The sequence below is a fragment of the Pseudomonadota bacterium genome, assembly GCA_034189865.1.
Classification (GTDB): domain Bacteria; phylum Pseudomonadota; class Gammaproteobacteria; order UBA5335; family UBA5335; genus JAXHTV01.
The window spans coordinates 59,560-85,464 of sequence record JAXHTV010000010.1 but is presented as its reverse complement, the minus strand read 5'-3'; the positions used below and the strand labels follow the sequence as shown (position 1 = coordinate 85,464).

Annotated in this window: 24 protein-coding genes and 1 tRNA gene; 3 read left to right on the top strand and 22 right to left on the bottom strand. The window is 57.4% G+C overall.

Going from position 1 to position 25,905, the window contains the following annotated elements:
* Positions 1-17: 17 nt before the first annotated feature.
* Positions 18-500 (bottom strand): hypothetical protein, encoded by a 483-nt coding sequence (locus SVU69_06895; GenBank protein ID MDY6942728.1) that lies wholly within the window; start codon positions 498-500, stop codon positions 18-20.
* Positions 501-1,073: 573 nt separating this feature from the next.
* On the opposite strand from SVU69_06895, the gene ilvD reads away from it, so the two are divergent.
* Positions 1,074-2,744: a dihydroxy-acid dehydratase gene (ilvD, locus tag SVU69_06890; protein ID MDY6942727.1), complete on the top strand. Its 1,671-nt coding sequence runs from the start codon at positions 1,074-1,076 to the stop codon at positions 2,742-2,744.
* Between the two features lie 73 nt (positions 2,745-2,817).
* Here the strand turns inward: ilvD and alr are convergent, their stop codons facing one another.
* The 9 genes from alr to rnr all read right to left on the bottom strand — a co-directional run bounded on the left by alr (position 2,818) and on the right by rnr (position 11,457).
* A complete protein-coding gene (gene alr / locus SVU69_06885; GenBank protein ID MDY6942726.1) occupies positions 2,818-3,906 on the bottom strand; it encodes an alanine racemase in 1,089 nt (362 codons plus the stop codon).
* Positions 3,903-5,276: a replicative DNA helicase gene (gene dnaB / locus SVU69_06880; protein ID MDY6942725.1), complete on the bottom strand. Its 1,374-nt coding sequence runs from the start codon at positions 5,274-5,276 to the stop codon at positions 3,903-3,905. Before dnaB ends, alr begins: the two co-directional genes overlap by 4 nt.
* A 67-nt stretch (positions 5,277-5,343) precedes the next feature.
* Positions 5,344-5,793, bottom strand: a complete 450-nt coding sequence (gene rplI, locus SVU69_06875; GenBank protein ID MDY6942724.1) for a 50S ribosomal protein L9 — start codon at positions 5,791-5,793, stop codon at positions 5,344-5,346.
* A 59-nt stretch (positions 5,794-5,852) separates the two neighbouring features.
* On the bottom strand, positions 5,853-6,749 hold the full coding sequence (locus tag SVU69_06870) for a hypothetical protein (GenBank protein MDY6942723.1): 897 nt from the start codon (positions 6,747-6,749) through the stop codon (positions 5,853-5,855).
* Between the two features lie 94 nt (positions 6,750-6,843).
* Complete coding sequence (gene rpsR, locus SVU69_06865; protein MDY6942722.1) at positions 6,844-7,068, bottom strand: 30S ribosomal protein S18; 225 nt, start codon at positions 7,066-7,068, stop codon at positions 6,844-6,846.
* A 90-nt stretch (positions 7,069-7,158) separates the two neighbouring features.
* Complete coding sequence (rpsF, locus tag SVU69_06860) at positions 7,159-7,623, bottom strand: 30S ribosomal protein S6 (protein ID MDY6942721.1); 465 nt, start codon at positions 7,621-7,623, stop codon at positions 7,159-7,161.
* Positions 7,624-7,769: 146 nt separating this feature from the next.
* Positions 7,770-8,522: a 23S rRNA (guanosine(2251)-2'-O)-methyltransferase RlmB gene (gene rlmB, locus SVU69_06855; GenBank protein ID MDY6942720.1), complete on the bottom strand. Its 753-nt coding sequence runs from the start codon at positions 8,520-8,522 to the stop codon at positions 7,770-7,772.
* Positions 8,523-8,530: 8 nt separating this feature from the next.
* The gene (locus tag SVU69_06850) at positions 8,531-9,208 is read right to left on the bottom strand and encodes an OmpA family protein (GenBank protein MDY6942719.1); all 678 of its coding nucleotides are present in this window, start codon (positions 9,206-9,208) and stop codon (positions 8,531-8,533) included.
* Positions 9,205-11,457: a ribonuclease R gene (rnr, locus tag SVU69_06845; protein MDY6942718.1), complete on the bottom strand. Its 2,253-nt coding sequence runs from the start codon at positions 11,455-11,457 to the stop codon at positions 9,205-9,207. The genes SVU69_06850 and rnr overlap by 4 nt, the downstream gene beginning before the upstream one ends.
* Before the next feature lie 127 nt (positions 11,458-11,584).
* On the opposite strand from rnr, the gene SVU69_06840 reads away from it, so the two are divergent.
* Positions 11,585-11,671: transfer RNA gene (locus SVU69_06840), tRNA-Leu, on the top strand.
* Positions 11,672-11,757: 86 nt separating this feature from the next.
* Here SVU69_06840 and SVU69_06835 read toward each other — a convergent pair.
* The 12 genes from SVU69_06835 to SVU69_06780 form a co-directional block, all read right to left on the bottom strand.
* Positions 11,758-13,050 (bottom strand): adenylosuccinate synthase, encoded by a 1,293-nt coding sequence (locus SVU69_06835; protein ID MDY6942717.1) that lies wholly within the window; start codon positions 13,048-13,050, stop codon positions 11,758-11,760.
* A 46-nt stretch (positions 13,051-13,096) separates the two neighbouring features.
* Positions 13,097-14,299, bottom strand: a complete 1,203-nt coding sequence (locus SVU69_06830; protein ID MDY6942716.1) for an ATP phosphoribosyltransferase regulatory subunit — start codon at positions 14,297-14,299, stop codon at positions 13,097-13,099.
* Between the two features lie 55 nt (positions 14,300-14,354).
* On the bottom strand, positions 14,355-14,540 hold the full coding sequence (locus SVU69_06825) for a DUF2065 domain-containing protein (protein MDY6942715.1): 186 nt from the start codon (positions 14,538-14,540) through the stop codon (positions 14,355-14,357).
* A gap of 75 nt (positions 14,541-14,615) precedes the next feature.
* Complete coding sequence (hflC, locus tag SVU69_06820; GenBank protein MDY6942714.1) at positions 14,616-15,497, bottom strand: protease modulator HflC; 882 nt, start codon at positions 15,495-15,497, stop codon at positions 14,616-14,618.
* Positions 15,497-16,636, bottom strand: coding sequence for an FtsH protease activity modulator HflK (hflK, locus tag SVU69_06815; GenBank protein MDY6942713.1), 1,140 nt, complete (start codon positions 16,634-16,636; stop codon positions 15,497-15,499). The genes hflC and hflK overlap by 1 nt, the downstream gene beginning before the upstream one ends.
* A 75-nt stretch (positions 16,637-16,711) precedes the next feature.
* On the bottom strand, positions 16,712-18,010 hold the full coding sequence (gene hflX / locus SVU69_06810; protein MDY6942712.1) for a ribosome rescue GTPase HflX: 1,299 nt from the start codon (positions 18,008-18,010) through the stop codon (positions 16,712-16,714).
* 24 nt (positions 18,011-18,034) lie between these two features.
* On the bottom strand, positions 18,035-18,295 hold the full coding sequence (gene hfq, locus SVU69_06805) for an RNA chaperone Hfq (GenBank protein MDY6942711.1): 261 nt from the start codon (positions 18,293-18,295) through the stop codon (positions 18,035-18,037).
* A gap of 114 nt (positions 18,296-18,409) precedes the next feature.
* Positions 18,410-19,378, bottom strand: coding sequence for a tRNA (adenosine(37)-N6)-dimethylallyltransferase MiaA (miaA, locus tag SVU69_06800; protein ID MDY6942710.1), 969 nt, complete (start codon positions 19,376-19,378; stop codon positions 18,410-18,412).
* A 19-nt stretch (positions 19,379-19,397) separates the two neighbouring features.
* Positions 19,398-21,218, bottom strand: coding sequence for a DNA mismatch repair endonuclease MutL (mutL, locus tag SVU69_06795; GenBank protein MDY6942709.1), 1,821 nt, complete (start codon positions 21,216-21,218; stop codon positions 19,398-19,400).
* A 55-nt stretch (positions 21,219-21,273) separates the two neighbouring features.
* Positions 21,274-22,575 (bottom strand): N-acetylmuramoyl-L-alanine amidase, encoded by a 1,302-nt coding sequence (locus SVU69_06790; GenBank protein ID MDY6942708.1) that lies wholly within the window; start codon positions 22,573-22,575, stop codon positions 21,274-21,276.
* A 100-nt stretch (positions 22,576-22,675) separates the two neighbouring features.
* The gene (gene tsaE, locus SVU69_06785) at positions 22,676-23,179 is read right to left on the bottom strand and encodes a tRNA (adenosine(37)-N6)-threonylcarbamoyltransferase complex ATPase subunit type 1 TsaE (protein MDY6942707.1); all 504 of its coding nucleotides are present in this window, start codon (positions 23,177-23,179) and stop codon (positions 22,676-22,678) included.
* Positions 23,176-24,684: an NAD(P)H-hydrate dehydratase gene (locus SVU69_06780; protein MDY6942706.1), complete on the bottom strand. Its 1,509-nt coding sequence runs from the start codon at positions 24,682-24,684 to the stop codon at positions 23,176-23,178. The genes tsaE and SVU69_06780 overlap by 4 nt, the downstream gene beginning before the upstream one ends.
* A gap of 63 nt (positions 24,685-24,747) precedes the next feature.
* Here SVU69_06780 and queG point away from each other — a divergent pair, with 63 nt between their 5' ends.
* Positions 24,748-25,878 (top strand): tRNA epoxyqueuosine(34) reductase QueG, encoded by a 1,131-nt coding sequence (gene queG / locus SVU69_06775; protein MDY6942705.1) that lies wholly within the window; start codon positions 24,748-24,750, stop codon positions 25,876-25,878.
* Positions 25,879-25,905: the final 27 nt, after the last annotated feature.

Here is a 25,905-nt window from a genome sequence, read left to right as displayed (position 1 = left end):
CGCAATGAGCAAAAAGATCAGAATCGGCGACCGAAGCGAATCGAATACACCCAGGACTCGTCGCCGTCCTTTAGAAAATCTTGCACACCCACCGCGAGATTCGTTGCCCTCTCCGCCACTTCCAACAAATTCGGACCAATGTCAACATTCAAATACATCACATCAAGCTGAAAAGCCCACCGACGATTGACGGACAACTCGACACCAGCGTTACCCATAAACCCAAGCAACCTTTGATCTTTCAGAGTGTCCATGGCCCATTCCGATTCACGCTGACCGCGATAGCGCTCCGGCGTTGCGAGCGCCTTCCTCACGTCAATAGTGTGCAAGTAAGCAATGGCCGCACTCATATAGGAACGAAGCCCCCTGGCGGGCGTCAATTCCAGATCTGGCAAATGGACTAAGGAGAGCAATTCCACCTCGCTTCTGCGATCTTCGAACGGCCTGAGTACATTACGGGCTAAATTCAAATCGCCTGGCAAAGCGCCGACCCTGTCCATGACGTTCAGTTCTGCTGCAGGCACTATTTGGTGGTGTGTCGAGGCAGAACCGAAATCGCGCTGAGGTCGGAGACACAACGAACTCCCGTTGCCGTGGGCATCCTCCACAAGCGCCATTGAAAACCGAGCGGGGAACGCCCCCAGAGGCCGGCAGGGGGCGCCCGAAGGCAGCGGCGAAAACATCCATTGCGCGTCAGTCGCCCCCCGCCACTCCCTGGAATCGTCAGTCTGTGTTGCGGCGACGGAACTTGGAGATAATAGGATCAATACAGCGAGCGGTAGTGCGAAACGCGTTTTCCCTGGTTGCATAGCGAAACCCGCAAACGCGCGAGTAGAACACCAATCGTAAAGTCGCCGTATCAACGAGGTCATTTTTATCTAGAGATTCAATCGATCCATACTTAAACATTCTACTTAACAACGAATTGTAAACAACTGTTTTTTATCGATTCGCGTATTAAGCACGATTTCGGTCAAAGGTTACGATGGCGGACCGTGGCATCTGAACGGAAAGTTTCGGTACAATCGTTCGTTCGCTGAAAACTGCCCCGACAAAAAAATCGAGGTCTCTACATGTCATCCAACGAAAGAAGTCGCGTTATCACTGAGGGTCCGCAGCGCTCCCCCAATCGGGCCATGCTTCGGGCCGTGGGATTTCAGGATGAGGACTTCTCTAAACCTATTATCGGCATCGCCAACGGTTTCAGCACCATCACTCCATGCAATGTTGGTCTAAACGCACTGGCCGAAAGTTCCGAAAAGGCATTACGAGATGCCGGCGCCATGCCGCAAATATTCGGCACCATTACCATCAGCGACGGCATTTCGATGGGTACGCCAGGCATGCGATATTCTCTCGTGTCGCGGGAAGTGATTGCCGACTCAATTGAAACCGTATGCAACGGTCAAAGCATGGACGGTGTATTGGCCATCGGCGGCTGTGACAAAAACATGCCGGGCGCCATGATCGCGATCGCGCGGCTTAACATTCCGGCGGTGTTCGTCTACGGCGGGACCATCAAACCCGGGCACTATAAGGGCCAGGATCTCACCATCGTGAGTGCCTTCGAAGCCGTTGGGGCCTACACGGCCCACAAAATCGACGAAGAAGAGTTACTGCAAGTCGAACGGCGCGCTTGTCCGGGCGCGGGATCCTGTGGCGGCATGTATACCGCCAATACCATGTCATCGGCTTTCGAAGCCATGGGTATGAGCTTGCCCAGGTCATCCACCATGGCTGCTGAAGACGAAGAAAAAGTAATCAGTACAGCCGAATCCGCCCGTGTACTGGCTGAAGCGGTAGCGAAAGGTATTCGCCCTCGCGACATCCTGACGCGCAAAGCGTTCGAAAACGCAATCGCGGTGGTCATGGCAATCGGGGGATCTACGAATGCCGTATTGCATCTGTTGGCCATCGCCGAGGCCGCCGAGGTTCCACTGAGTATCGACGACTTTGAGACAATCCGTCGCAAGGTACCGGTCCTGTGCGATCTGAAGCCATCGGGTCGCTATGTCACGGTGGACTTCCATCGTGCGGGAGGGGTCCCACAAATCATGAGAATGCTGCTGGATCACGGCTTACTTCATGGCGACGCATTGAGCGTGACGGGCTTGAAAATCGAGGACTTGCTTGAGGGTGTATCCGCTGAGCCCGACCCGTCGCAATCGGTTATCCGCCCTTGGCATGATCCGGTCTACCCGGAAGGCCATCTGGCCATCCTCAAGGGCAACCTGGCCGAAGAAGGTGCTGTCGCCAAAGTGTCCGGTATCAAACAACGCAAAATTCAGGGTCCGGCTCGCGTCTTCGATTCTGAAGAGATGGCCATGCAGGCCATCCTGGACAACAAAATCCGCGCCGGGGACATCGTGGTAATTCGCTATGAGGGGCCCAAAGGTGGACCCGGTATGCGGGAGATGCTCTCCCCCACTTCGGCCATTATCGGCGCCGGCCTGGGCGACAAAGTCGGCCTGATCACCGACGGACGATTCTCCGGTGGAACCTACGGAATGGTAGTCGGACACGTCGCGCCGGAAGCGGCCGTTGGGGGCGCAATCGCCTTGGTGGAAGAAGGCGATACGATTTCGATTGACGCCGACGAACAAATCCTGCAATTGCACGTACCGGACATCGAACTTGAGAAGCGAAGACAAGCCTGGGAGCCGCCCGGCAATACGCCGAAGAAAGGTGTCTTGGCCAAGTACGCCAAATTGGTCTCGAGCGCCAGCCGGGGCGCAGTCACCTAAGAGCCGACGCTAGAAACTAGGGTTTTCCCGCCTCGTAACAGAACAGCGGGAAAACCCTTCGGTTACGATTAACTCAGTCCCCACCAACGGGAATCAACTTCACCCGTTGGGTCACACGAGACAATAGTTCGTAGCTGATGGTCCCGGCATGGTCAGCTATGGTCTCAACCCGAAGTGCTTCATCGCCCCACAGCGTGACCACATCTCCGAGTTTTTCGGGACCATCAGGTCCGAGATCCACGGTCATTAAATCCATCGATACTCGCCCAACGATCGGAACGTGACGGTCACCAACCAAAACCGGGGTGCCCGAAGGAACGTGGCGCGGATAACCATCTGCGTAGCCGGCGGCTGCCACACCAATTCGGGTGCGGCGATACGCTCGCCAGGAGAAACCATATCCAACGCCTTCTCCACGAGATATTTCCCGGGTTGCAACCAAGGTGGTCTGGAACCGCATCACCGGTTGCAAACCCAACTTGTCCGCATGGTCGGGACCACGGGGAGACGCGCCGTATAACATGATGCCGGGGCGAACCCAATCGAAACGAGCGTCCGGCCAACACAACACACCGGCCGAATTTGCGAGACTTGCCGGACCGTCGTGGCTGCGAGTCAGCTCGCGAAAATCAGAAATCTGACGAATCGTGTCAGCAGAATCGGGCGCTTCGGCATCCGCCAAGTGGGACATCAAACCCACGACGGTGCCCGTACCTGAAATTTGCCGTACCCGGCGTACCGCCTCGCAAACCTCTCCCGCATTGAAACCCAAGCGGTGCATGCCGGTATCGACTTTGATCCACAGACGTGGCGGTACGGTTGGATGCGCGTCTGCCAGAAGCGCTAGTTGCTCACGGCCGTGAATCACCAGATCCAGTTGATTCTTGTGGGCCAATGCCACGTCATCGGTGGTAAAAACCCCCTCCAGTATGACGATCGGTTGTTCTGCGCCACGCTGGCGCAGCGCCAAGGCCTCGTCGATACGGGCGACAGCCAGCGCATCGACATCGGTGAGTGCGGCCACGACATCAGAAACCCCATGGCCGTAGGCATTCGCTTTAACCACGGCCATGATGTGGGCGTCAGGTGCGTGACGACGAACCACCGCCACGTTGTTGCGGAGGGCGGCCAAATCGATCGTCGCCCAAGGGGCTCCGATCACGCAAAGGCCTCATTGGAAGATTCGGGCAAGAAGTTCTCGAAACGCGTGTATTGGCCCAGGAAGGTTAACCGGGCCGTGCCTGTAGGGCCATTTCGCTGCTTGGCGATAATTATCTCCGCGGTGCCTTTGTCAGGGCTATCGGGGTTATAGACCTCGTCGCGATAGATGAAGGTAATCACGTCCGCATCCTGTTCGATACCTCCCGACTCCCGGAGATCCGACATGACGGGTCGTTTGTTGGGGCGTTGCTCTAGGTTGCGGTTCAGCTGTGATAGCGCGATGACCGGTACGTGAAGCTCTTTGGCCAAGGCCTTCAAGTTCCGTGATATTTCCGCGATCTCTGTGGCACGGTTCTCCGACGCGCTGCCAATTTGCATCAACTGCAGATAATCGATAACGATCAATCCCAGACCATGCTCACGTTTAAGCCGCCGCGCCCGGGCGCGAACTTCCGCGGGAGACAACGCTGGCGAATCATCAATAAACAATGGCGCGTCAGCCATCAAAGCCGTAGCCGAGGTGATTCTGGGCCAATCACTGTCACTCAATCGACCGGTCCGGAGTTTGCTCTGATCGATCCGGCCCAAGGAGGAGATCATACGCATGGCCAGTTGCTCGCCCGGCATTTCCATACTGAAGATGGCGGTGGGAACTTTGTCGCGAATCGCCGCATGTTCAGCGATATTCATCGCAAAACTGGTCTTTCCCATCGACGGGCGTCCAGCGACGATAACGAGATCACCGGGCTGTAAACCGGCGGTCATTTCATCAAATTCATGCAGACCGGAGGCTAGACCCGTGATCGGGCTATCGGATTGAAAGAGCTCCTCAATCCGGTCGATGGCCTTACCCAAAAGTGCATTGACGGACACGAAGCCTTGATGACTCCGCATACCCGTTTCGGCGATACCAAACACCCATCGCTCGGCCTCGTCCACCAGCTGAACGATATCCCGTCCTTTGGAGTCGTAAGCGCTTTCGCAGATATCCGTGCCAACGCGAATCATCATGCGAAGAACGGACCGGGTTCGGACGATCTGGCCATAGGCCTTGATATTCGCGGCACTGGGCGTATCTTTCGCGAGCATCCCCAAGTAGGCCAACCCGCCAACACTTTCAAGCTGGTTGGTCGCCTTCAGGTGATCCGATACCGTGATAACGTCGATCGGCTCGTGCTTCGCCGCCAGTTCCGCCAACGCACGGAAGATCAGGCCATGCTCGTTAAAATAAAAGTCGCCTTCGCCGAGTATGTCGCCCACTTCGTCCCAGCGGGCACTGTCGATCAGCAGTCCGCCCAAGACTGCCTGCTCCGCCTCGCGAGAGTGAGGCGGAATACGCGCGGCAGCGAACTCGTCAGACGGTATGCTCATACCGACTTTCGCTCAGCCGACCGGGCGTATGGCGCGACCCCGGTAGCGATAGCGGACTTCAACGATCCTATTCTTCCGCAACTACGATCACTTTGATGGGCACATCGACATCCGTGTGCAGATGAAGGATCACGTCATACTCTCCCGCTTCGCGGATAGGCCCTTCTGGAAGGCGAACTTCCCGTCGCTCTATTGTACGGCCGCTTTGGGCAATCGCTTCAGCAACGTCAACGGTACCGATCGATCCGTATAGCTTCCCGGCGCCGGCCGACTTGGCCGTGATAGTAATTTCCAGGCCTTCCAGTTCACTCTCGCGCTTCTGCGCTTCCGCCAAATTCTGAGCTGCGATTTTCTCCAACTCGGCACGCTTTGCTTCAAACTCTTTGATACGCTCGGGTGTAGCGGGAACCGCCATCCCCTTGGGAATCAGCAAATTCCGTGCATGACCAGCGCTCACCTTCACTTTGTCACCCAGCCCGCCAAGATTCTCAACTTTCTGCAGCAGAATAATTTCCATCTCAATCAACCTTCATTACGGAATTCATTCATCGATCCGGCCCGGACCTTATCTTGCCACTAGGAACGGCTGGACCAACGAGCACGAAAATCGGCCCAACTGTCGGCCGCGCCAAGTCCGGCGACCAACAGAGCAAAATGTGGCAACAAGAACATCACCACATAGACCCCAATCACCACCGCGTTATTCCATTTCAGGATGGCGGCTAAGCCGTGCAAGACCGCCAAACCCTGGAACAAATACAACGACGAAATAACCATTGCGAAATTCAGGGCCATGCGGGACCCCAAAACGCCCAATGCGATCAAGCCAATCATGACAATGACTGCGCCTTTAACGAAGCGCAACTGGCGATATTCCTCACCGAAAGCCCCGGGCTTGAACAGCGACGACTGGAGCCAACGACTGCATACGATACTAAGACCAAGGCCCACGACGCACATAACACCGATCGAACCCGGCATAATCGGCGCGATGGAATCGATCAAAGTTTGCGCATCGATTCCCTGATCTCGCCAAGCGGTGAGCAAACCAGACTGTTCACCGTAGCTCCTCAACTGTTCAGCCCACCATGTGGCCGGATCACTCAACAGCAAGAAAAAGCTTCCGGTCAACAACAAAGCGCCGACGGTCAGCCATTCCAAGCCAGGACGAAGAGCCCCTTGATTGCGAACAATCGCGGCCACTACCAGTGCCGGCCCCCAACCGATTGCACCTAGCATCAATCCTGGGCGCGGGCTGCCGAACATCAACAGGGCGATTCCACCCAGCCCGACCATCGAGCCCGCAGCGACGAGCAGACCCTTACGCCACCCAAGTTGCAACGTCACCAAGCCGATCAAAGCGGCACTCAGGTATAACAGCGGAAAAACGAACCACGCGCCAACCCCTAAGGCCACACATGCACTCATGGTGTTGAGCGGGCCTCGCATCGCGAACCGGGCCAGTGTTTTCATACGCCAGTTCTCTCGCGCTCAGTAAACTCAGGGAGACTCGGGCTCACACTGGCTTTCCTTGCGGCCCCCAGCCTCCCTGATCCGCTACCGGTTCTCAGTGACCGTCTGTGTAAGGCAGCAACGCCAAATAACGCGCCCGTTTGACAGCCGCGGCCAATTGCCGTTGATATTTGGCACTCGTGCCGGTAATGCGGCTGGGTACGATCTTGCCTGTTTCGGTAATGTAACTCTTCAAGGTCACCAGGTCTTTGTAGTCAATCTCGGTGATCCCTTCAGCCGTAAACTTGCAATACTTCCGACGACGAAAATTCCGCGACATGATTTAATCTCTCCTGCGATGTTCAATTGACCGAGTGGTAGTCCACCCCTAGTGAGGGCTTTTTCGATCACCCGTCACAACGAGAACGAATTATTCGTCCTCGGCTTCGTCCATAACTTCCTCGTTATCCGCTGCTTCATCCGCGATTTCGTCTTCAGTGACGTCCTCGGAATCGCGCTGAGCGTCGGCTGAGCGGCGTCTACTCTGCCCCTCGTCACCTGCACTGCGCTCTTCTTCCTTGGATTTGGCAAGCGGCGACGGCGCAACATCGGCATCCGGACGGTTCAACACCATATAGCGGATAACGGCATCGTTAAAACGAAAGGCATTTTTGATTTCGTCAACGGCGTCGGCGGAGCACTCTACATTCATCAGGATGTAATGTGCTTTGTGGATTTTGTTGATGGGGTAAGCCAATTGACGACGGCCCCAGTCTTCATGGCGGTGCACTTTGCCGCCGTCATTGTCGATCACGGCTCGGTAACGCTCGCACATCGCCGGCACCTGATCGCTCTGGTCAGGATGTACGAGAAAAACGATTTCATAATGTCGCATCAATAGTCTCCTTTCGGTTTAAGCAGCCTCCCCGGGAATCGAGTGAGGCAAGGAGTCGTCACAAATTTTGATATCCCGCAAGCACTCGCGCGCGATGCATAATAGCGGCGGAAATCAAACCGGCAATCATACGGAACGGGTTGGGCCTATGCAATGGCCAGATCGCGCTGTCTGTACGCTTCGTACAAACAAACGCCGGCGGCCACGGCGACATTGAGGCTTTCAACCGACGGACGCATGGGAATGCGAATCAACGCGTCACAATGGGAGCGGGTCAGTCTGCGCATGCCTTTCCCTTCACCACCCATAACAAGGGCTAAGGGACCGGCAAGATCTGCTTCATACAATGTGTTCTCTGCGGCTCCATCGGTCCCGACTATCCAGACCCCCCGGGCGGCCAGATCTCGTAAGAACCGAGATAGATTCACCACCGTGATAAAGGGCACACGGCCCGCCGTACCGGCGGCGACTTGTCTCACCGAAGCGGTTAGCCCCACGGCGCGGTCTTTCGGTGCCACGATCGCATGAACGCCCACTGCCGCGGCGATGCGAAAGCACGCCCCGAGATTGTGGGGGTCTTGTACACCGTCCAATATCAACAATAATGGCGGCTCCGCCAATGCGTCAAACTGTTGATAAAGATCGTGCTCCGACCACGTTTTGGCAGCCGCAAAGTCGGCGGCGATGCCTTGGTGACGGCATCCGGGAAAATCACGTTCCAACTCGTCGCGTTCGACTCGCTCAACGGCTATGCCATGATCGAAGGCCTGTTGCAGGATGGACGAGATACGCCGTTCGTCCCGGCCACGCTGCACCCGCAACCGCCTGACAGACTCCGGCGACTCATCCAGCAATGCAGCGACGGGGCGAATGCCAAAAACGCGATTCTCGTCCGTCATCGACGCAGCTACTTCCCGAGATACGGCGGCGGTTGAATGGCTTCGTATTCACGCCCTTCGACGATGGGTCGTATGACGATGTCGACTCGCCGATTTTCTCGACGGCCACGCGCCGTGGCGTTATCCGCAATGGGCTCCGCGGGACCGCGGCCTTCGGTCCTGAGGCGCAACCCATCCAGGCCTTGGCCGACGAAAAAGCCCGCTACGCCGTCAGCCCGACGCTGCGCCAAAGCCATGTTGTACTCTTCCCGCCCTGAATTGTCGGTATGCCCAACAACGTGGACGATGGTCTTTGGGTACGCCTTCAGAACTTGGGCTAAGCGCTCGTAGGTTCTCTCTGCGCTGGACCGCAAGGTGGAACTATTCACGTCAAAGGTCGATTCACTGGCAATCCGTAGCAGGAGGCTATTGTCCGAAGTCGTCTGCGCCGCACCTTCCCCGGCCTTTGCCGTCTCCGACAAAGCGAGATTCAATTCAGCCGCGAGATCGGAAAGGTAGGGAGCCACTTCTTGCTCGGACAACGAGCCCAAAACCGCCGCTGCATGGCGGCCTTCTTCGGCCAAAGGGTGATCAACAGCCTCACCGGCCGATAGCTCGCTATCACCACCCGACGATTTCCAACCACCCACGCAACCGGTCAACAAAACCAGCGCCAGAGGGAGAATCAATTGACCTGCAAGTTTCATGTTGCTTTTTCCTTAGACTGTTTCGTTTTTCGCCGACCACGCCGTCCCCGGGTTGTGGAACGGCGATCGACATCAATAGGCTCAAAATCGACCTTGCGTTCATCCAAATTGACGGCCGCAACGCGAACACGCATGGGATCGCCGAGGCGGTACACTTTGCCTGAGCGCTCTCCTTTCAAGCGGTGCCCCACGGGATCGAAGTGGTAATAATCGTTGTCCAATGAGGTCACGTGTACCAAGCCCTCGACATAGATATCATCCAGTTCGACAAACAGGCCAAACGAGGTCACGCTCCCGACACGCCCGCTAAACACCTCGCCGACTTTGCCTAACATGTACTCACACTTCAACCAATCGATGGCATCGCGGGTGGCATCGTCGGCCCTTCGTTCGCTCTGCGAGCAGTGGGCGCCCAACCGTTCCAGTTCTTCCGGTGTGTAGCGAAAGCCCTCTGCCGTTCCGCCACGGAGAACATGGCGAATACCCCGATGCACAACCAAATCCGGATAGCGGCGGATGGGCGAAGTGAAATGCACATAGGAAGATAACGACAGCCCGAAATGCCCCTCATTCACGGGCGCGTATTCGGCACGGGCCAAAGACCGGAGGAGCACCGTTTGAATCAGGTGCCGATCTTCACGCTTCGCAACTTGTTCGAGCAAAACAGCAAAATCAAGGGATGTGGGCGATTCGCCGCCCGGCAGTTTCAAACCGAACTCAGCCAGAAACGTTCGCAAATCTTCGACACGTTCGGCAGCAGGCACTTGGTGGCAGCGAAACAAGGTGGGCATTTTGTGCCGGAGCAGGAATTTGGCGGCGGCCACATTCGCTGCAATCATGCACTCTTCGATCATGCGGTGCGCATCGTTCCGGGTCCTCGGCACGATACGCTCGATCTTACGATCCGGACCGAACACGATCTGAGTCTCTTCCGTTTCGAAATCCAGCGCACCACGTGTTTCTCGTGCCCTCCGCAATGACTGATAAAGGGCATGGAGATTTTCCAGATGCGGCATGAGCTTGGACAAACGTCGCTGCGTGCGCGAATCACCGTCAATGACGGCACTGGCGAATTCGTCATAGGTCAAGCGGCGCGCCGATCGCATCACCGCTTCAAAAAAGTTGGAGCGACGAACCTGACCATCCGCGCCGATATCCAGCGCACAGACCATGCATAACCGGTCAACCCGCGGATTCAACGAACACAGCCCGTTGGACAAAGCCTCCGGTAGCATGGGGATGACACGCTCGGGAAAGTAAACCGATGTCCCCCGATCCTTGGCTTCCTGATCCAACGCGCTACCGATATCCACATAGTGACCCACGTCGGCGATAGCGACCAGTAAGCGCCAGCCCCGACCGTTTGGTTCACAGTAGACGGCGTCGTCAAAATCGCGGGCGTCGGCCCCGTCGATAGTCACCAGTGGCAGATCGCGCAAATCTTCCCGACCGCGTTTCGCAGTGACCGGCACCCGGGTACCCAGCGCTTCACACTCTGCATGTGCGGCATCAGACCATTCCTGCGCGAGGCCATGCGCCCGAATGGCGACGTCGATTTCCATTCCAGGCGCCATGTGGTCGCCGAGAACCTCCCGGATCCGCCCGATCGGGGCAGAACGCCGCGTGGGCTGCTCAATCAAATCAACGACGACGATCTGCCCGTCGGCCGCGTCTGCCTGCTGGTCGGAAGGAATCAATACATCTTGGGCAATGCGCTTGTTATCCGGAAGAACAAAAGCGACGCCACCTTCGCAACAAAATCTTCCGACGATCTGTGTAGTATGCCGTTCCAAAACATCGGATATCGCCCCTTCGCGGCGGCCATTTCGGTCCACGTTCCGAATCCGCACCAAAGCGCGATCACCGTGGATCAACGCACGCATTTCGCGGGGCGGCAGGTAAACGTCCGAGCTACCGTCATCGGGAATGAGAAAACCGAATCCATCGGGATGCCCGACCACACGACCCCGAACCAAGTCCATCCGATCGACCAGCCCGAAACCACCTTTTCGATTAAGGCATAGCTCGCCGTCACGCAGCATGGCGTTCAGGCGTCGCTCCACGCCCTCCCGCTCCGCTTCATCACGGATGCCGAGCCGCCGGATCAAACCATCCTGGTCGATGGGTGCGCCGATCTCTGTCAGCATCGAACGAATGTATTCACGACTGGGGGCAGCCGTGCCGTACTTCTCGATTTCCCGCTCGTAATGCGGATCATGCTGGCGCCAGTCAAACTTTGCCGATTTCATACCATGTCTTACTTTACGTTGTGCGCCATCAGAATCTTTACGGATGCGAATTGACAAACCTGTCTACTAACCGGTAAATTTCGCAGCCCACGGACCCGAAACACGGTTCGGAACCGCAATCCATCTTGCCGAGATGGCGGAATTGGTAGACGCGCTAGCTTCAGGTGCTAGTGGGGGAAACCCCGTGGAGGTTCAAGTCCTCTTCTCGGCACCAAAATTTTCTCACACGAAAAAGGGCTTCCGCGTGGAGCCCTTTTTCGCGACCGCAACCGTCATTGTCACCCGCATATCCGGCGTTGTTCACGACCACGGCAACCGCCTCACGATCGTGTGATCTCGCTCCGCGCCCGTAGAAATCAGATCCACGGGAACGCCGAGTTCCTGCTCGATTCGTGTCAGGTACGCACGCGCATTCTCCGGTAACTGATCGAATTCCCGCAAGCCCAATGTTGAACAGCGCCAGCCCGGCAGTTCCTCATAGATCGCCTCACAATCCTCGACCGCATCCGCGCCCAGAGGGAGTTCGCTGACGTCCTTCCCATTCATACGATAGCCGACGCAGATCCGGATGCTATCCAGCTCATCCAAGACATCGAGTTTGGTGACGCATAGACCTGAAATGCTGTTGTTTAAAACAGCTCGGCGCAGCGCCACCACATCGAACCAGCCACAGCGTCTTGGGCGACCGGTGGTTGCACCAAACTCGTGGCCGCGCTGTGCCAACAACTCGCCTTGTGCGTCGTGCAGCTCCGTTGGAAAAGGACCGCCGCCAACCCGGGTGGTATACGCCTTGACGATACCCAGCACATAAGCAAATGAACGTGGCCCCAAACCCGTCCCCGTAGCAGCCGCACCGGCGGTGGTATTGGATGAGGTCACAAAGGGATAGGTCCCATGATCCACATCCAACAGAGAGCCCTGAGCACCCTCGAACAAGACGTTTTCACCCTGATCGTTCAACGTACTCAAAAGGGATGTCACATCCGTCACCATGGGTTTGACGGCTTCTGCTTGCTCAAGGCTCGTGTCCAGGACTCGCTGAAAATCCACGGTCGGGGCGTTGAAATAGTGGCTGAGGACGAAGTTGTGGTAGTCAAGCAGTTCACCCAGCCGTGCCGCGAAGCGTCCGCGATGAAACAAATCACCGACTCTGAGGCCGCGACGGGCAACCTTGTCTTCATACGCCGGCCCGATGCCTCGGCCCGTGGTGCCAATCGCTCGTTGCCCCCGGGCTTTCTCTCGCGCTTTGTCCAAGGCCACGTGGGATGGCAGCAGCAACGGACAAGCCGGGCTGATCCGCAATCGCTCGCGTGGGGTGACCCCTTGGACTTCGAGACTCTCAATTTCCGATAGCAGTGCATCGAGCGACAGGACGACCCCGTTACCAATCAGGCATTGTACACCCTCGTGCAGGATGCCCGAAGGGATCAGGTGAAGCACCGTTTTTTGGCCGGAGATCACCAAAGTGTGGCCTGCGTTGTGACCGCCTTGGAATCGCACAACCGCCCCACAATGGGGTGTGAGCAAATCGACGATCTTGCCTTTGCCCTCATCGCCCCACTGGGCACCCACCACAATGACGTTTTTTCCCATTTACAACCCCAAGCTGCCGCGCCCGTCTAACCCAGCCGGGCGACGCTCAATCCACTTCACCTATCGGGACGACCCGCCATGAATCGCCTTTTCTAACAAGCTGACGATCGCAACCCAAACTGACGGGATCATCAGACACGGACAATACCTGCACAACCCGCTCGCCATCCGCTCGCAGATTCCGAACCTTCGCCGTCAGCTCAGCATCATCCAACGCCGGCACCAAAATACCGTTGGCGGTGGTATCGACAGGCAAGGCGCCACATAACAGCAGGGTTTCGAGATCGGCACTGAATCCTGTCGCCGGCCGCGCGCGCCCGAACACTTCTCCGATGTGATCGTAACGCCCGCCGCGCGCGACGTCCTGACCTCGACCAGGCTGAAATGCGGCAAACACGATGCCGGTGTGGTAGCCGTAGCCCCGCAACTCGGCCAAATCCACATGTACCGGCAATTTAGGGTACTTCTTCGTAACTGCGGCCACCAATCGATCGATATCGGCCAGGGCGGTCAACACCTCCGGACCGGCTTGACTCAACGTCGCACGCGCTCGACCAACCACTTCGACGCCTCCATTGAGCTCCGGCAGTATCGCAAGCATTGCCGCCAGGTCCTCAGGCAAAGCGCGGTCATCGAGAAAACGCTCCAACTCGGGTAGCGCTTTGCGCTGCATGATTTCAAATAGCGCCGCTTCGTCGCCGTTACTCAAGTTGGCCCGTTGCACTAATCCCCGGTAGATACCCACATGGCCAATATCGATATGAATATCCTCAACGGCAGCGTGAGTGAGGGTCTCAAGCATCAAACTGAGCACCTCAAGATCGCTTTCTATTCCGCTGTGCCCAAATAACTCGGCTCCGACCTGGAGAGGGCTGCGGCTACCGCTGAATCCTCCCGGCAGCGTGTGCAATACCGAACCGATGTAGCACAAACGACGGGCCGCCTCACCTCCCAGAACGTGGGCGTCGATTCGCGCCACTTGCGGCGTGATATCCGCACGAACCCCCATCAGACGACCGTTAACCTGATCGGTGAGCTTAAAGGTGTGTAGATCCAGATCGCGTCCGGTCCCGGTTAGAAGAGACTCGAGGTACTCGATCAACGGGGGCATGACAAGGTCGTAGCCCCAGGACCAATACAGATCCACAAGGTCACCACTCAGGCGATCCAAGGCCCGCGCCCGCGGCGGCAGAATTTCTTCGACACCGGCGGGCAACATCCACCGTTCAGAGACGTTTGACGGATTCATATCCAAATTGACCGGGGAAACGATAAACCCTAGAAACCGACTAGCGCATGGTTCGCTAGCGCACGAAATTTACGATGATGACACCAAAGGCCATACTGGTTAGCCCACAAAGCCTGAGAATCTTTGGATCCAGTTCGGCCACCCGCCGAATGGCTCGCCCCCACGCGCGCGGATGAAGAAACGGCATGATACCCTCGATCACCAGCATGAGCCCAAGGGCTGTAAAGAGATCGTCCCACACCAAATCGGCTTACTCACTCACGGTGGCAAAGGGCATCAAGAAAACACCAGTACGGGAGCATCACCGGGTGACGGTTCAGGGCGTACCGCCCGTCCCCTTACCCTCAGAGAAATACCGGAAAAACTGCCCTTCCGGCTCCATGACCAACACGTTGTCGCCACGGGCCATGGATTCCCGATAGGCGCTCATGCTGCGGTAAAAAGAGTAAAACTCAGGATCACTACCATAAGCACGCGCATAAATTTCCGCCGCCGTGGCATCCCCTTTACCTCGAATCTTCTCACCGTCACGATAGGCCTCAGCAAGAATGACTTCCCGGCGACGATCGGCTTCCGACCGGATCCGCTCCGCTTGCTCCCGGCCTTCCGCGCGAAGTTCCTTCGCCGTTCGGGCCCGTTCAGCCTCCATCCTTGCAAAAACGGATGTGCTGACCTCGTTGGGCAAGTCCATACGCTTAATACGAACCTCACGAACCGAGACACCCAACGCTTCGACTTGCTTGTTGGCGTTGACCGTAATCACATCCATGATTTCGGCGCGCTCGCCCGAGACGGCTTCCTGGACCGTTCTTTTCCCGAACTCACTTCGCAATCCGTCCTTGACGATTTGCTCCAAGCGCTGGGCAGCCACAAGCTGGCTTCCGCCGGTGGCCCGATAGTACTGTCCAACGTCGTCAATCAACCACTTGACGTAAAAATCGACGATGAGATTCTTCTTTTCAAGCGTCAGAAATCGCTCGGGGTTGATATCGAGGGTTTGCAGCCTCTTATCGAACTTACGGACCGTGTCGACGACAGGAATTTTCCAGTTCAAACCGGTTGGCGCATCTTCTACGACCATTTCACCTAGCCGCAACAAGATGGCCCGCTCCCGGATGTCAACGATATATACACTCGACACCAACACCACCAAGGCAATGGCGGGTATGGCGAAATAGCCCATTCGCAGCCGCGGCATTATCGTCTCCCCCGCGACCGTGCCGTGTCGCGATTACTCACATCGCCGATGTCGCTATTGTCGATCATCGGAACGGTGAAACGTCCATTTTCAGCGCCGGAAACCCGACCACCGGCCTGCCCAATCATGCGATCGAGCGGTAAGTAGAGAACGTTATTCTCACCGGTCGTGTTGACCAGCACTTTCAGGCTATTGGCCAGGACCTCTTCCATGGTCTCCATGTAGAGACGCTCCCGGGTAATATCAGGCGCCATTTCATATTCTGACTGCAGCGCGAGAAAACGATCGGCCTGCCCGTCGGCCTCGGCAATGGCACGCTCCCGATAGGCTTCTGCTTCCTGAATAGCGCGCGCCGCGGCACCCCGCGCCTGCGGCAGAATAGAATTGGCGTAGGCGTCTGCTTCGTTGATGATTCGTTGTTTGTCTTCGCGCGCCTTAATGGCATCTTCGAATGCCGATTGAACTTGTTCCGGCGGTTGCGCATCTTGAAGGTTAACCGACGTAACCACCAAGCCGGCCCCATAATAGTCGATGGTATTTTGAAGTAACGCCTGGGTACGGGTAGCGACCTCGCTACGCCCGGCGCCGAGGATGAAATCCATATCACTCTGACCAACCACCTCTCGTACGGCGCTGATCATGGCGTCGCGTAAAGTCGCTTCCGGGTCCCGAATCTTAAACAGATAGGAGTAAGCGTCGCCGATCCGGTACTGCACCGCGAGTTCGACGTTGACGATATTCTCATCCCGGGTAAGCATCAGTCCCTTGTGGGTGGTGGTTCGAATGCTGTCGACGTTCACCTTTTCCGCCCGTTCGATCGGAAAAGGCAGATGCCAGCGCGGACCTTCCGTGGTAATCGCCTGATACTGCCCGAATCGCAGCACAACGCCGCGTTCAGCGGGATTCACAATGTAAAAGCCGGAGAGCAACCATACCCCCAGCACTAAAATGAGGATCACACCGACGCCGAATAAACGCGGACCACCGCCTCCGCCTCCGGAGCCACCCCCCGATCCACCAAACCATTGGCCCAACCGTTGTTGGATCCGGCGAACGACTTCATCGAGATCCGGGGGGCCGTCTTGATTGTTTTTCCCACCCCATGGATCCCGGTCACCGCCCGGTTCATTCCACGCCATTGAATTACTCCCAATTACCTTCGCGCCGGTCCCGATCGAGAAGCTCAACGGCCTGGCGATCCCGCGAAGCGCATTTTATTGACCGTTCATCGGTGTCGCAACATCGTATGTCGATGCGCGACGACACAGTACTCCAGGCTCCAAACGCAATGCATCATACTGCTTCTTGGAAAGCGATACATCGAGCACCCAGTTCGTACCCTCCATACTCTCATCGAGAACCGCGCCCAACTCAAACAGCCGTGCACGGGTCTTGCCGCAATGGCATGGAACCAGCAACTGCGCCCGCACCCATTCGCGGGCCAAACACTTTGCCACGCTGGTCCGCAAAAGATCCAGACCAACGCCACCGGCGGCCGACACCCACACGGAGGTCAGGGTCGGCGAATGGACTTGAACGCGGGGCTGTTCTCCAATCAAGTCGATCTTATTGTAGACGCGCAGCGCGGGAAGCTCTTGAGCGCCGATCTGGGCCAATACGGTTTCAACCTCCGCGATACGCTCGTCCCGCTCCGGCGTCGACGCATCAATAACATGCAGCAACAAGTCCGCCTGCCGAGTTTCCTCCAGCGTCGCCCGGAACGCCGCCACCAACTCATGCGGTAGATCGCTCACGAACCCAACCGTATCGACGACGATGGCATCGCCTCCCGCCAATGAGATACGACGCAACGTGGGATCCAATGTCGCGAAGAGTTGATCGGCAGCATAGAGGCCGGCGCCCGTCAGGGCGTTAAACAAGGTGGATTTCCCGGCATTCGTATAGCCCACCAAGGCCACGGTGGGGATACCAGCTCGCCGCCGTAAAGCTCGCCCCTGCTCTCGCTGATTGGCGACTCGCTCCAAGCGTTGTTCCAAGTGATGAACTCGCTTGGCGAGCAATCGACGATCAGTCTCCAGCTGTTTCTCACCCGGGCCACGAAGACCGATACCACCTTTCTGCCGCTCCAGGTGCGACCAACCGCGGACTAACCGCGTAGATAAATGTCGAAGCTGGGCAAGTTCCACCTGCAACTTACCCTCAAAAGAGCGTGCGCGTTGGGCGAAAATGTCCAGAATCAGACCGGTCCGATCAAGAACCCGCCGCTGAATCAAACGCTCGAGGTTACGTTCTTGGCTGGGAGAGAGGGGGTGATTGAAAACCACCAAACTGGCGTTGCAATCAGCCACCATCTGCCGAATCTCTTCCGCCTTCCCGGACCCGACATAGTATTTCGGGTCCGGGACACGTCGGTGACCGCCGATGATCGCGTCAACTTTCGCGCCGGCGGCTTTAGCAAGATCGACAAATTCGGCATGGCGACCCGGATCGACGCTTCCTACGTCCAGACTGACAAGTACGGAATGATCTCCCGCTAGGGGACGTTCAAACACCCAGGATAACCCTGCCTTGCGGGTCTAGAAATTGCCCGACTTTTGTTCGGAATTCTCTTCGACGGCCGGCGCTGCCAGCTTGACATTGCGACTTGGCACGATCGTCGAGATGGCGTGTTTGTATACCATCTGACTCACACTGTTCTTTAACAACACGACAAATTGGTCGAACGAATCAATGTGGCCTTGTAATTTAATGCCGTTCACCAAGTAAATGGAAACGGGAACCTTCTCTTTACGCAGTGCATTGAGAAAAGGCTCTTGCAGTGATTGCCCTTTGGCCATGGCGTCACTCCTGATTTTTATTATCCCTAGATAATCGCATTTAGTGTTCCTGAATTCAGGGTATATAAGTGGCACGGCGCCTGGGTTCGCCATACAACCTGTCCATAGCATAACTTATTCACGGGGCAGCGCCGCAAGTTCTTTTCGTAAGCAAGAGACCACATTATCGGTTGGCACAATGTCGCCGACCTGAAACGATCGAATATCTTCTTCCCTGCGCAACGCAGTAAGCTGTCGTTTGGCCAATTGACGGGTTGCGACAATACCCCGCTCTTGGGCTTGCACGACGTCATACTTACCGTCGAGATAATCCCAGATTTGTCGATAGCCGACGGCACGCATAGCGGGTAGATCAGCCCGCAGGCGAGTATCCCGTTTCAGTTCCTGCACTTCGTCCACAAAACCCTGCTGGAGCATTCGCTCGAACCGGGCCGCGATGCGGCGATGCAACTGTTTTCGATCTGACGGCCAAAGCACGATTTTCACAAAACGGTAGGGAAATTGGGCCGGGTCAGAACGCTGCCAAAGCTCGCTCATCGGCTCACCGGTCAATTCAAAGACCTCCAGTGCGCGCTGAATTCGTTGTGAATCCTCGGGCTGAATGCGCCCAGCCGCGACCGGGTCGATGGACTGGAGTCGGCGATGCAAGGCCGCCCAGCCGATCTGGTTCGCCTGTTCGTTGATGCGAGATCGAGTTTCAGGATCCGCGCTTGGCAGGCGAGCCAGACCGTTCTGCAAGGCACGAAAATACAACATCGTCCCCCCCACCAACAGCGGCAAGCGTCCTGAATCGATAATCTCCCGTATCGCGGTCAGCGCATCCGAACGGAAACGGCCTGCGGAGTAGGCATCCACCGGGTCACAGATATCAATCAAGCGATGGGGAAATGCCGAGAGCGTGGCGGCGTCGGGTTTTGCCGTCCCGATGTCCATACCACGGTAGACCATCGCCGAATCAACACTGATGATTCCACAGTCGAATCGCTGAGCGATCGCCAAGGCGAGATCCGTCTTGCCAACGGCGGTGGGACCCATGATGAAAATCACAGGTGGCGCGGCTTGGTCGAAGGAGTTGTTGGTCATGAGATCGCGTTTGCTGCCTCTAGCGGCCACGCAAAAACAAGTGGTCCAACTCATCCAGCTGGAGTTGGACCCACGTGGGACGGCCATGGTTGCACTGGCCGCTGCGCTCGGTTCGCTCCATATCCCGAAGCAGCGCGTTCATTTCGGCTAATGTGAGCCGACGGTTCGCACGAACCGATCCGTGGCAGGCCATGTTGGCCAAAATCTCATCGATCGCTGCCTCGAACCGCCCACTCGTCCCGAACTGAATCAGATCAGAGAGGACATCACGCACCAAACCGTCAACATCGCTCCCTTCCAGAGGCACGGGGACTCGGCGAACGGTGAGCGTTTCCGGCCCACTACGGTGTACTTCCAACCCCAAGCGAGAAAATTCATCGCTGTGGCCCTCGGCCGCGTCGGCTTCCTCGGTCGAGACATGCACCTGTATCGGCATCAGCAGCGGTTGGGATGGGATACCCGCCTCGGCCATCGCGCTCTTGAGCGCCTCGTAGGTGATGCGCTCATGGGCGGCATGCATATCCACAATGATCAGACCCTGGGTATTTTCGGCGAGGATATAGACACCATGTAATTGGGCCACCGCATAACCCAAGGGCGGCGAGAGCTCGTCGGCGACGCGATCCCCCGTGGGTTTGGCTGGCTCGGTGCGCGCGCGCAACGGCTCGGCGTAGTCGCTGATCGAGTTCAAATAACGGGGAGATGGTTTTTCGTTGACGCGCCACGAGATCGGCTGCTGAACGAAACCGCTACTCACCTCCGCCGTAAAATCTCGCCCGGGCGGGGTCGGATTGTCCATCGTCGATGGACGCTCGGGTTGCGTAAGGCCCGTCTCACCGGGGCGAACCTGGGCCAAAGCCCGCTCAACACTCTTGGCGACAAAACCGTGCACCAACTGACTCTGGCGAAATCGTACCTCGTGCTTCGCCGGATGGACATTGACATCCACCTGTTCGGGATCAATTTGCAGATGAAGCACATACGCCGGTTGACGATCACGGTACATTACATCACGGTAAGCGTGCCGTACCGCGTGCGAAATCAATTTGTCGCGGACCCAACGGCCGTTGACAAAAAAATGCTGCTGGTCCGGCTGAGATCGCGAATAGTTCGGCAAGCCAATCCAACCCATGAGTTTCAATCCGGCCGCTTCGTGACTCAGGTGCAACACCTCGGCGACAAACGCATCGCCCAGTAATTTCCCCAGCCGATCCACTTGATCGCGTTCACTGGGTGCGGGTGCCAGACGCAGTGTCTCGCGTTGGTTATGCGTTAGCGTGAAACCTATCTCGAAACGGCCAAGTGCGATTTGCCGCACCACCCGCTCGATGTGCTGAAACTCGGTCCGTTCCGATCGCATGAACTTGCGTCGGGCCGGCGTATTGTAAAAAAGATCAGCGACCTCCACGGTGGTCCCAGTGGGTGCAGCCGCGGGTACCGGCGGATGAAAACCTTCAGGCTCGCGGCTCGCTACCCGCCAGGCTCGATCCGAATCTGCGGTCCGGGAGGTTAACGTCAGCCGCGAAACCGATGCGATACTCGGCAACGCCTCGCCGCGAAATCCCAGCGTCGTCACCGATTCGAGATCCCGGAGAGACGTCACCTTGCTCGTCGCATGACGTTCCAAGGCCAACGACAACTCCTCGGCGACGATGCCGGATCCGTCGTCACTGACGCGCAGCAGGCGCAACCCCCCGTTATGCACATCCACGTGCATTTTCCTCGCGCCGGCGTCCAGTGCGTTCTCCAACAGCTCCTTAACGACAGATGCGGGCCGCGAAACCACTTCGCCAGCGGCGATTTGATTGATCAGTTGCGAGGGAAGTTTATGAATCGGCATTGCCGCGACACTTTAGCAGCAACGCGTCCTAGCAGAAAGTGACCGCCCGGGGCGGTCAGCCTTCGTTGGCAGAGGGAATGCGAAGAACCTCGCCGACCCGGATTCTATCGCCGTTTATTTCGTTGACATCGCGCAAAGTGGACAGACTCACCCGGTAACGCTCAGCAATGTGGGAAAGTGTTTCGCCGCGCGCAACTTTGTGCTGTTGAAAACCATTGGCGAACAGCACTTCGGGCATTCTCTCGACGGCATACTGACGAATACCGACATAGATCGCCTGCGCAATTTTTCGTTGATGGGCAACGCTACGCAGTTTCTTTTCCTCGGTGGGATTGGAGAGGAACGCGGTCTCGACGAGGATGGATGGAATATCCGGCGATTTGAGAACGACAAAACCGGCTTGTTGAACATCCGATTTGTGCAAGCGACCAACATCACCCAACTCGCCCAAAACCTTTTCTCCCAACCCGAGACTGGCGTCGATCGTTGCGGTTTGAGACAAATCGAGCAGAACGTGCTTGAGCAAATCGTCCTTGTCGCTGAGTGATACGCCACCGACCAAATCAGCGGCGTTTTCCCGTTCCGCCAACCAACGCGCGGCCTCGTCACTGGCGCCGCGATCCGAAAGAACGTAAACCGACGACCCCCGCGCATCCGGCCGGTGGAATGCGTCGGCGTGAATCGATACGAATATATCAGCGCCATGCTGGCGTGCTTTTTCGATGCGCTGGCGTAGCGGCAAAAAATAGTCGCCATCGCGAATCATCACCGCTTTCATTCCGGGATCAGATTGAATAACCCCCTTCAACTCTCGCGCAATCGCCAGCACCACGTCTTTTTCTTGGGTACGGTAGCGACCGATCGCGCCGGGATCCTTACCGCCATGCCCGGCATCGATCGCGACCACCAAACGACGAGTGTTTACCTCGGGTAGCTTCACCGCAGCCTTCAGCACCGGATCGACGCTGGATTCGTAGAGCAGATCAACCACCAACCGGTGGCCATGGTCGCCACTGGGACCCATAACAAAGCTGTTGGGACGAATGGAGCGGGACAAATCCAAGACGATGCGCAGGTCTTGCCCATCGCGCACGCCGCTGCGGATATTCCGCACGGCACCGGTGGCATCATCGAATTGCGGCGGAACAGCGGTCATACTCGCCCGATCCATGTCGATGACCAATCGCTCGGGTGCGGACAGCGAGAACAGGCGGTGATCCGCAGGACCGCTGAGATCGAAAACAACACGGGTCTTATCCGCGCCCGCCCAAAAACGCACGCCTTCCACGCGGACGGCTTGCGCAAACGCTTGGCCCATGACAACGAACAGCACTAACGCCGTTATGATGCGACGCATAACACCCTACTCACGGCTTATTCTTAACGCGAAAGTACACCGATCACGCACCATAAATCAAGTCTTTTTTCTATTGTAATTATAGGGATAAAAGATTTTTCTAATCTTTATTATCAGACAGAAAACTTCCCGAACCGACCAACGCTTCAAAACGCTGGAGTACTCGCCGACCTCCCGGTGTAATGGCTTTCATGCAAACCGATCGCCCCGGATCGACATATTCAATCTCGATCACCACATCGGATGGGGGTAACCAACCCCGTCCACGTTCCGGCCACTCCACCAGCCAAATCGATCTCGGTTCCAAATCATCCAGGCCAAGGTACTCAAGCTCCCGCGCCTCACCCAGACGGTAAAGATCCAAGTGATATACAGTCGCGTCATCAAGCTCGTACGGCTCGATGAGCGTATAGGTCGGGCTGCGCACGGCGCCGTCATAACGCAAGCCGCGGAGCAAGCCACGCACGAATGTCGTCTTACCCGCACCCAACTCACCGCGAAGTTCTACGACCAAGGGCGATTCGATGACTTGGGAAAATGCCTCTCCCCATGCCAATGTCGCCTGCTCATCCCGCAAGAACGCGCGCCTTTTCGCCGCATTCATCCCCAGTTCTCCGACTCTCGACCGTTCACCAATCCCCGAAGGCAAGGCAGCAGATCGCTCGCCAATAATCCTCGCTCGCCGCGGTTCTCGGCCGCGCGATCACCCGCCATCGCGTGCAGCAAAACCCCCATGCCAGCGGCGTGAAGCGGCGCCAAATGTTGTGCGGACAAACCGACGATCACGCCAGTTAACACATCCCCCATTCCCCCGCTGGCCATGCCGGGATTGCCCGCGTCACAGACTCGGATCGTGGACGCATCTCGAACCACGGAACCCGCCCCTTTGAGCACCACAACGCCACCATAACGGGACTGAATTTCCTCTGCGGCACCGTACCGGTCGCCTTGCACATCCGAAGGGGTGCACCCCAACAAGCGGGCGGCCTCCCCCGGATGGGGGGTCAAAATCCAACTGTCCCGCTGTACGGGTTGGCGAGCCAAAAGATTAAGTCCGTCGGCATCAACGACCATCGGACCCGAGAACCCGAGCGCCGCATCGAAAAGACCCTGCGCCCATTCGCACGTACCCAGGCCCGGACCGATGGCCAACACACTCGCCTTGGCAAGTGCCGAAGACAAATCCGATGCTTGTGCCATGGGCTGCACCATTAACTCCGGACGGCCGAGGTTGAGGGTTGATGCATGATCAGGCCAGGTGGCCACGGTGACCAAACCCGCACCAATTCGCAACGCAGCCTCACCCGCCATACGCGCGGCACCGGACATTCCTCGCCCGCCACCGACGACCAACACATGGCCAAAATCCCCTTTGTGAGAATCTGGACGACGGGCCGGTAACAAGGAACACAAATCCTCATACACCAATCGTTCCGCATAGGGTGCCAACGCTGCGTAGACCGCTTCCGGCGCACCGAGATTCTCGAAGGCCACATCGCCACACAAGGCCACACCATTACCGGTCACCAAGCCAGGCTTGAGCGCGATAAAGGTGATCGTGGCCTCGGCCCGAACCGCCGAACCCATCATCGCGCCACTGTCAGCCGATAAGCCGGAAGGGATATCCAACGCGAAACGCGCTGCCGGATGCCGATTGATCGCTTCGATCACATCCCGCCAGAGACCTTCAACGGACCGCTCAAGTCCGGTCCCCAGCAAGGCATCGACGATCAGATCGCCCCGCCATGTCTCAATGATGCGGGTGTCGTCAAGCACATGGACGTGGCCGCCTGCCTCGACGAATCCCCGCGCGGCTTGCGCAGCGGCACCTTGAAGTGCGCTGACCGGCGCCAGAGCAACCATGGTCACGTCCATGCCCGCTCGGCGGGCCAAGCGCCCGACCACATACCCGTCGCCACCGTTGTTTCCCCGCCCACAACAGATCAGCACGCGCCGTGCATCCGGCCAACGGGATTGCAGCGCATCGAAGGCGGCGGCACCGGCCCGACACATCAGTTCGTATTCGCTAATGCGCAAAGCTTCGGCGGCATATCGATCCAAGGCCCGCACTTGTGCCGCACGATAAAGCTGGCGTGGCCACCGCGACATGATAGGGCTCCTCTTAAAACGTGTTGGCATGAGCGCCATCACCGCTCATTGTAAGATACGCCAATGGAGAATCACTCGGCGCACCCGGAAATTGACCAGAACCGTTTGGCCCAGGACATCAGAAACTGGGGCGGTGAGTTGGGTTTTCAGCAAATCGGCATTGCGGGCGTCGAACTCCCGGACGATGAAACCCATCTATTGGCATGGCTGGAGCGGGGCTGGCATGGGGACATGGATTATATGGCCCGCCATGGCACGCTGCGCAGCCGTCCCGCAGAGTTGGTCCCCGGAACCCTTCGAGTGATCTCCGTTCGCATGGATTATCACCACCCTCTTGGCGTCGACCCCGATCACGTGCTGAACCACCCCCTGCTCGGTTACATATCTCGCTACGCACTGGGTCGCGACTACCACAAGCTGATGCGACGTCGGCTTCAATCCCTGGCCGAGCGAATCGAACAGCGCATCGGCCCCTTCGGGTACCGTGTGTTTGTCGACAGTGCACCGGTGCTCGAAAAGGCATTGGCGCGAAACGCCGGACTCGGCTGGATCGGCAAGCACTCCAACCTGCTCTCACGTGATGCCGGCTCCTGGTTCTTCCTAGGTGAGTTATTTACCGATCTTCCGCTTCCGGTCGATCGCGAAGAGACCAATCGATGTGGTACTTGTCAGGCATGCATCGACATCTGCCCTACAAAAGCCATCGTCGGGCCGTTCCAAGTGGACGCCCGCCGGTGCATCTCATATCTCACCATTGAGCACCACGATGCCATCCCGGAAGAGCTTCGAGCGCTGATGGGCAATCGGATATACGGCTGCGACGACTGTCAACTGGTATGCCCGTGGAACCGCTACGCGCAACCCACGCAAGAAGCCGACTTCGCCCCCCGCCACGGCCTGGACGAGCCCGAACTCATTGAGCTGTTCGGTTGGTCCGAGACCGAGTTTTTACGTAACACTGCCGGAACGGCGATACGCCGGATCGGTCATGAGCGGTGGCTACGCAATATCGCCGTCGCACTGGGAAACGCACCCTACGATCCGGCACTGGTTGCGGCCTTGGAACGGCGCCGCGAACACCCTTCCGCCATGGTCCGGGAACACATCAGGTGGGCATTGGCGCAACAGCAATCCAAACGCCGTGCATCCGTTGGGCCACCTAAAACGGAACCGGCCACGCCGAAAACCCGCTGAAGGACCGATCCGCCCAATCGCAGCTGA